Here is a 7,003-nt window from a genome sequence, read left to right on the forward strand (position 1 = left end):
CTTCTTCATGTCGGGCAGACGGGTCTGCGAGTTCGCCGCATGCCCCCAGAAGACCATGGCCCGGAGATTATCGTTCTGATCGATATTCTCCTTGGCTTCGAGCGCCAGATCGAACCAGCGGGAAACCGGCACGCCGGACTTCTCCATCATGTCCTTGCTGGCGAAGCGGCCCTTCAGCCACTCGTAGTCGACATCCCAGACCCGCGACCAGTGCTTCCACGAACCGGTCTTCAGGCCGTAGTAACCCGGCAGGGTGTGGCAGAGCACGCCCAGGTCGGTGGCGCCCTGCACGTTGTCGTGGCCGCGGAAAATGTTTGTGCCGCCGCCCGAAGTGCCGATCACGCCGAGGGCCAGGCCCAGGACGCAGTAGGCACGGGTGTTGTTGTTGCCGTTGGTGTGCTGGGTGCCGCCCATGCACCAGATGATGGTGAAGGGACGGTTGTTGGCCAGCGTCCGCGCCACGCGCTTCAACTGGGAGCCCGGCACGCCGGTGACCCGCTCGGTCTCCTCCGGCGTCCACTTTGCAACCTCGGCCTTGATCTGGTCGAGACCCCAGACGCGCTGGCGGATGAACTCCTTGTCTTCCCAGTTGTTCTCGAAGACGTGCCAGAGAATGCCCCAGATCAGCCCGACGTCGGTGCCCGGGCGGAAGCGCACGTATTCATCGGCATGGGCGGCCGTGCGCGTGAAGCGCGGGTCGCAGACGATGAAGGGTGCGTTGTTCTGCTCCTTGGCCTTCAGCATGTGCTGCATGGCCACCGGATGGGCTTCGGCCGGATTGCCGCCGATCTGGAAGATGGCGCGCGAGTTGTGGATGTCGTTGTAGCTGTTGGTCATCGCACCATAGCCCCAGGTGTTGGCAACACCCGCGACCGTGGTCGAGTGACAGATCCGCGCCTGGTGGTCTCCGTTGTTGGAGCCCCAGAAGGCGTAGAACTTGCGGAAGAGATAGGCCTGCTCGTTGTTGTGCTTGGCAGAGCCCAGCCAGTAAACGGAATCGGGGCCGGAGCTGCCGTAGATCTCCAGCATCTTGTCGCCGATTTCGTTGATGGCCTGATCCCAGGAGATCTTGGTCCACTTACCGTCGACCAGCTTGGTCGGATGCTTCAGGCGGCGTTCGCCGTGGGCATGCTCGCGCACCGAGGCGCCCTTGGCGCAGTGGGCGCCGAGATTGAAGGGGCTGTCCCAGCCGGGCTCCTGCCCGGTCCAGACGCCGTCCTGCACCTCGGCAATCACCGTGCAGCCCACAGAGCAGTGCGTGCACACGGATTTCACAAGCTTAACGTCGCCTGTCGCCGCAGAGGCCGCCTCGGCCTTCTTCACCATCCCGAAGGGAACCGTGGCAGCGGCGGCGCCGCCGGCTGCCAAGCCGGATCGTTTCAGGAATGTGCGGCGGTCAATAGCGCTTCCGGAAGCACCGGCAAACGCCTTTGACAAACGGGGGCCATTCGCAACCCCATTCGTCCTTTTGGTAAGCATTGACCTCTCCCTAATTCGCGGTCGGTACGGTGGGGCGGGATGCCCCGGATCTCGTCACGGGCACAGGCTTCTAGAAGCGGGCCAGATCGTAGAACGTCCGTACGTGGTCAGTTTCGGTGTAGCCGGCAGACTTCTTCTGCGGAGACGCGGTTTCGACAGCGCCCGCCTGGGAGGCTGTCACGGCAACCGCGGCCGCACCGGCACCAAGGCCGGCCTTCTTGAAGAAGTCCCGACGACCGAGTTTGATCTCTTCCTTCTTGCTCAACGGTTCACCCTCCTTGCTGTGTGGTGACCTGTTCATTGTGCGACGAAACTGCCCAGCGGGTCGTCGCTTCCCGGTATCGCGGCCCCAGGGCCTCATGGCCCCGGGAGATCGCTGGCGCTAGGCCGCCATCTCGAAAGCCTGGCTTTCGATGTTCATAAACACCCGGCCGATGGTTCCGACCGGCATGAACAGCACCGCCGACTGGGCCGCCTGCAGGTCCTCGAAGAACCGCGGCGCCCAGCAGCCGATGTGCGTGTCAAAGAACTTCCGCTGCTCCTCCAGGTCTGCTGGCGCTCCGAAGCTGCCCTTGATCAGACCGGCCATCATCTCGCAGAGCGCGGCGATGTGATCCTCGGGCTCGCTGACATCGTCCGCCCGTGCGATCTGCAGGCGCGCCATGTCGCCGCGCAGCCTAGCCAGCGGCTTCTCGTTGAGGAAACCCGTCAAATAGTAGGAGGCATAGGGCAGCAGTTCGCCCTGCCCCAGGCCGACAAAGAGATCGAAGTACTCCTGCCGCGCCGTCTCGACATTGGTGCCGCGGGCTGCTGCTGCGAGCGCCTTGATGCCCTCGCCGAGTTCAGACTCGTCGCCGCTCAGCCCGCCCAGCATGCGCAGCATCGCCTCGCTCGGTTCGCCGGCAAGCAGTTGGCCCAGCAGTGCGTACCATCCGGCTCGCAGCTGGTCTTCCTCGGAAATGGGTACCTGCGCAGCGAAACCGCTCAAGCGCACAACTCTCCCAACCTGCAGTAGAAATCACTTAAACAGCTGATCCAGGTTGGCTCGGCAAACCCGATTTACCCCCAACCTCGGTCGTAATTCCTACTGTCGTTATATCCCTGATTTTCCCAGGGTTTTTGCCACTTATAGGCTGATTAGACTGCCTTTACCGCACGGCTGTCAACTAAATCAGATGTTGCACTGCACAACTGAGGACTCACGAATAAACCCAGCCAAAACAGGCCCTTACGGATACACCGAAACCGATTTTGTAAACGCAGCCGCCAACCATGACGTGCAGTCAGCCTGATCCATCGCCCCAGCGCCGCCGAACCGCCGCCCCTCTGAGCCTCTCCCGCGAATCGCCGCCTGGAGTCTCATCCGGAACCGGCGTCGGCCGGCCCTGCTGGTCCGGCTCGGCGGCGGCGGCTTCCGACAGGTTCTCCTCGCGGTCCTGAAGGCCGGCCGCAGGTTCGTCCGGCTCGCCAGTAGCGGCGTCGTCAGCCGACGCGGCCGGAGATGCTTCAGCCCCGCCTGCTTCAGCCCCGCCTGCTTCAGCCCCGCCTGCTTCACCCAGGGCCGGGTCGGCTTCGTCCGGCTCCTCGACCAGCATGCCCTTGCCCACCTGATAGACTGTCTTCAGCCCTTCGACCACCAGCGCGGCATCGGTGTAGTCCTCGTCGTAGTCGTTCATGCCGTCGAGGTGGGCGAACACGGGATCCACACGCCACAGACGGCGCAGGGCGCGGCGGCGCAGGGCTTCCGGGACCTTCTCGTGCATGAAGACCGAGAAATCCGAATCCCGGCTCAGCGTCTCGATATCGGGCAGATCCTTCGGATCGAAATCGCTCTCTTGCGGTTCGGCTGGGCGGCTTTCACCGGCTGCCCCGGCTTCGGCGCCGCTTGCCTCAGCGGCCTTTTCGGAATCAGCGGAGGGGTCGGGCCGCGGGCGTTCCGACGCCTCGCGCTTGCGCTCGGACCAGCGCGAGAGAAAGCCTCCGTCGCCGTCTCCCTGGCCTCTGTCTCCGCGGCCTGTTTTTTCGCGGCTATACGGCTTGCGCCCGGCCATGACCCGTCAGTCCCGGCGGCCGCGGCCTGCCGCGGTGCGTGCCATCGGAGGCCGGCGACTGAAGGCGTCGTCGCCGCTGCGGGCCTTCTGCCGCTTGCGCTTGTGAAAGACTTCGTCGACGTGATGGGTGTCGACAAAGGTTTGGACGAAGGCCACGAGGTCGGGCGGCATGGGGACGCCCTCGACGATCTCTTCGCCGCTGTCCAGGTAGTCCTGCGCCTCGTAGGGGCTGGCCGTCACCAGGAAGGGAAGAAACTCGTGCCGGCTGTCGGGATCGTCTTCGCTGCGCAGCAGGACGAAGACCTGCGGCGGATCCTGGGTCAGATTGACCTTGTAGCCCTCGGTCTCCCGGCGGAACAGCTCGAGGGGCAGAGTGCCGCAATGATAGTGAACCCAGTCTTCGCCTTCGCGCAGCACCGTCCAGTCGGCATCGGGCTCCAGGGGTGGCGCACCGGGGATGACGGCGACGGGACGCCAGGCATAGTCCTTCCAGGGATGGTCAATGCGCCGCCGCTCGACCACCACCCCTAAAGGCAGGACTTCACTGGATTCCATGGGCCTCTGTTCCGAACTCTTTTTGCCATCTGCCGCTTGGCGCGACAGCTCCCCCGCCAAGGCAACCTAGGCGGTCGGGAGGGCCTTGGCGAGTCCCTCGGAACACAAACCCAGACACAAACCGGCCCGATCCTGGGCTTTCTGTCCCAAAGCACACCGGACCGGTTTTGGCATCAGACCAGTTGCGGCGCCCACTGGCAGGGAGCACCGCCGGCCAAGAGCACGGCAGTCGAAGGGTCAGTCGAGGGCGGCGTCGAAGATCCGCACGAAGGCCTCGGCCGAGTTCCCGCGCGCAAGGCGGACATAGTAGGCAACCTCGTCCGTCTTCGCCTCGCACTCCTCCATGCTGTTCAGCACCGCAAGTTGCAACAGCCCGCCGATCGGCTCGTCGTCGATATGGCGGCGGCCCGCCTCCTGCACCGGCGCGCAGGCCACGTTGAGCTGCTCCTCGACGGCATAGAGCGCATCGAGAATGACCGCACTCTCCGCCTCGGCATCGACAATCGTCTGTGCCAGAGCTGAAGAGACCTGGTTCTGATACGTGAAGATGGTCGCCGCCCGATCCTCGACCGAACCATCCATCAACATCGGCCAGACCAGGGAGTTGGCACCGCTGATGGTCGTACCCACCGCGCAGACAGCCACGACCCCGGCCAGGACTCGTTTCTTGATCTTGCCCATGTTTCGTTCCTCACCTCAAACAACCGCATCGCCAGCCTTCCGAGGAATGCCCTCCCCGCGAAAGAACTGCGGGGCCATGGCAGACCCGTCGGAGGCCTGGTTTTTTTGTCGCAGGCAGAAGTGTGGGCCAATCAGGCTTTATCGAATCTTACCGCGCCCCGGAGGTTCCGATCTTGTCACAGACCGCGGCAATTTGACGGAAAAGCCGGGGTAGAAAGGCACCGAAACCCAACGCGTCCTTTGGGCAAATCGGATTTGTCGGGCATTCGCGCAAACTGCGCGGATATCGGCGATCCGACGGATTGTGAACTGCCGACCCGAAGGATCAGTGGCTTTGGCGCAGCTTCAGCTTCAGCCCGACGACCTTGTAGATGTCCAGGCCGGTGATGCTGGCGATCTCGCGGAAGGACAAAGAGGTCTCGCGCAGCAGCGTGGCTGCATGGCGGTAGGGATTCATGCGCCGCGCCTTGGCGCGCCAGCGGACCGTCGTGCTGGCCACCGAACGGCGCAGTTCCTCCGCGTCCAGGCCCCGCGCCTGGGCTTCACGCAAAGCGGCCGCACGGCGCGCCTTGTCGTCCGAGATAAAGCCGTCCATCAGGTGAACCGCGTGGGCAAAGCGGTCAAGGGTCTCCGGTCGGAAACCGATGTCGTCGGCCATGTGGGCGTCGCTGCGCGTGAAGTCCGGGGGCGGTTCCTGCTGCGCGCCACCGGCAGCCGCCTCGTCCAGCGTCAAGCCGAAGCGCGCCGCCAGCCGCGTCGCCGCAGCCAGGGCGTTGGCCCGCTCGCCCTCAAAGGGGCTCTCCGCCGCAAGCTGCAGCAGATTGTGGAAGCGTTGCCGTTCGGCCTCTGTAAACCCGCCGGAAATCCCCGGTCTCCTTGCAGCAGCATGAGTCAGATCCGGCCCGCACCGCCGCTGCCAAGGCGGAACGGACCCAAACGCCCACTATACCATCAAGGGTTAGCAAAACCCAAAGTACCGGGGCGACAGCTTCGTGAAGCTTGTGTGAAGAGGCTGCGGGAACGGTTGCCCGGCGCAGACCGGCGGCGCATACCAGTGGCGCGGGCTGGCTGCGCGGACGCACCGTCGGCGCGGGCCGCCACTCCTACCCGATTCAGTCCTGCTTGTTCACGTCGCGGATGCGCTGGCCGAGGCGCCGTGCAAAGCCGGCCGGGTCGTCCAGCGGGTTGACCTCGTTCGTCAGGTCGCGGAGTTCGTCCTTGGCAGCCGTCAGCTTCGGCTTGACGCCGCGCTGGTAGACGTCCGCAGCCTTGGCCTGCATCTCGGGGTCTTCCGCCAGGCGGCGCGCCGCGGAAAACAGAAGCCTTCTCAACAAAGGCACGGGAGTCCTCTCCTCCTAGAGATCAAGCCGTGACGGTCAGGATCGCGCATCGGCCGGCTCGGCCGCAAGGGTGCGTTCGTGGCGCCGGATCGCGCGGCTGACCGAACTGTAGTGTACATCAAAATAGGCCGCGATGCCGGCCTGACTATAGTGTCCGGATCGATAGGCCAGCGCCATGGCTTCGTCACGGCTCCGCGCCTGCTCTACAAAGGTCTGAAGCGGCGGCGACGGCTCTTGCCACTGGGCGCGCGGGATCTCCGACAGGCTGCCTCGTTCCGCGGCGGCGCTGCGGGCTTCCGCGCGCATGGCTTCGACGAAGGCCGGCGACCCCAGAAACACCTGATGGCGCAGATGTTCCCAGACCGATACCTCGGGCACGGCGGCGATCCGGGCCGCCAGCCGCGCCTGGGCCTGCTCTGCATTGGCCGCCCCGTCATCATTGGCCACCCCGTCATCATTGGCCACCCCGCCATCATTGACCGTCCCGTCATCGCCCTGCCCCTCACCGGACGCACAGGCGGCCAGCAAGCCCGCGCTGTCGAGCCAGGGCAGCCTTTCCTCATCACGGGCCTGGCCGCCCGCCACCGGGCGGTGCAAACAGTGGCGCGCACTGGACCATCGCCAAGCGGCAGCGTCGGGCGCCAGGCCCTCGACAACCGGCTGGCGCAGGACTTCGCAACAGACCGCGGCAAGCAGAGGCCCCGGTTCGACCATCACCGCACGGTAGCGGCCCTGGAACAGGTGGCCTGCGGTCCCATGGTGCCGATGAAAAGCCTGGGTGTAGCGTCCATTGATTTGCCGCATGCCGCGCGAAAGCGTTGGCGCCTCCGTCACGACAACCAGACTGTAGCGGTCCGGCATCAGACAATAGGCCAGGCATCGCCAGCGATAGCGTGC

At 64.9% G+C, this 7,003-nt stretch carries 9 protein-coding genes and 1 pseudogene; all 10 read right to left on the reverse strand.

Features of this window, described 5'->3' with window-relative positions; genetic code table 11:
- Positions 1–1,479 (reverse strand): molybdopterin-dependent oxidoreductase (locus Q0982_RS22890; RefSeq protein WP_299400162.1); only part of this gene is annotated, 1,479 nt, incomplete at its 3' end.
- A gap of 70 nt (positions 1,480–1,549) precedes the next feature.
- Entirely contained in the window at positions 1,550–1,744 is a 195-nt protein-coding gene (locus Q0982_RS22895; RefSeq protein WP_299400164.1) for a twin-arginine translocation signal domain-containing protein, read from the reverse strand.
- Positions 1,745–1,861: 117 nt separating this feature from the next.
- Positions 1,862–2,467 carry a molecular chaperone gene (locus Q0982_RS22900; protein ID WP_299400166.1) on the reverse strand — a complete coding sequence of 202 codons (606 nt, stop codon included), beginning with the start codon at positions 2,465–2,467 and terminating at the stop codon, positions 1,862–1,864.
- Positions 2,468–2,762: 295 nt separating this feature from the next.
- Positions 2,763–3,530: a DUF3306 domain-containing protein gene (locus tag Q0982_RS22905; RefSeq protein WP_299400168.1), complete on the reverse strand. Its 768-nt coding sequence runs from the start codon at positions 3,528–3,530 to the stop codon at positions 2,763–2,765.
- A 6-nt stretch (positions 3,531–3,536) separates the two neighbouring features.
- Positions 3,537–4,085: a DUF3305 domain-containing protein gene (locus Q0982_RS22910; protein WP_299400170.1), complete on the reverse strand. Its 549-nt coding sequence runs from the start codon at positions 4,083–4,085 to the stop codon at positions 3,537–3,539.
- A gap of 237 nt (positions 4,086–4,322) precedes the next feature.
- Positions 4,323–4,766 (reverse strand): hypothetical protein, encoded by a 444-nt coding sequence (locus Q0982_RS22915; protein WP_299400173.1) that lies wholly within the window; start codon positions 4,764–4,766, stop codon positions 4,323–4,325.
- A 325-nt stretch (positions 4,767–5,091) separates the two neighbouring features.
- Complete coding sequence (locus tag Q0982_RS22920) at positions 5,092–5,499, reverse strand: hypothetical protein (RefSeq protein ID WP_299400175.1); 408 nt, start codon at positions 5,497–5,499, stop codon at positions 5,092–5,094.
- Positions 5,500–5,505: 6 nt separating this feature from the next.
- Positions 5,506–5,661, reverse strand: a pseudogene (locus Q0982_RS23875) (hypothetical protein); the annotation flags it as partial.
- Positions 5,662–5,878: 217 nt separating this feature from the next.
- Positions 5,879–6,106, reverse strand: a complete 228-nt coding sequence (locus tag Q0982_RS22925; protein ID WP_299400176.1) for a hypothetical protein — start codon at positions 6,104–6,106, stop codon at positions 5,879–5,881.
- Between the two features lie 36 nt (positions 6,107–6,142).
- Positions 6,143–7,003, reverse strand: an 861-nt coding sequence (locus tag Q0982_RS22930; protein ID WP_299400178.1) for a hypothetical protein, incomplete at its 5' end; no start/stop codon positions are given.

This window comes from Pelagibius sp. (genome assembly GCF_028281305.1).
Classification (GTDB): Bacteria; Pseudomonadota; Alphaproteobacteria; order Kiloniellales; family Kiloniellaceae; genus Pelagibius.

Bases quoted from the DNA above. Each gene is read 5' to 3' on its own strand.
- Q0982_RS22905 (WP_299400168.1), bottom strand. From the start codon at position 3,530: ATGGCCGGGCGCAAGCCGTATAGCCGCGAAAAAACAGGCCGCGGAGAC.
- Q0982_RS22910 (WP_299400170.1), bottom strand. From the start codon at position 4,085: ATGGAATCCAGTGAAGTCCTGCCTTTAGGGGTGGTGGTCGAGCGGCGG.
- Q0982_RS22915 (WP_299400173.1), bottom strand. From the start codon at position 4,766: ATGGGCAAGATCAAGAAACGAGTCCTGGCCGGGGTCGTGGCTGTCTGC.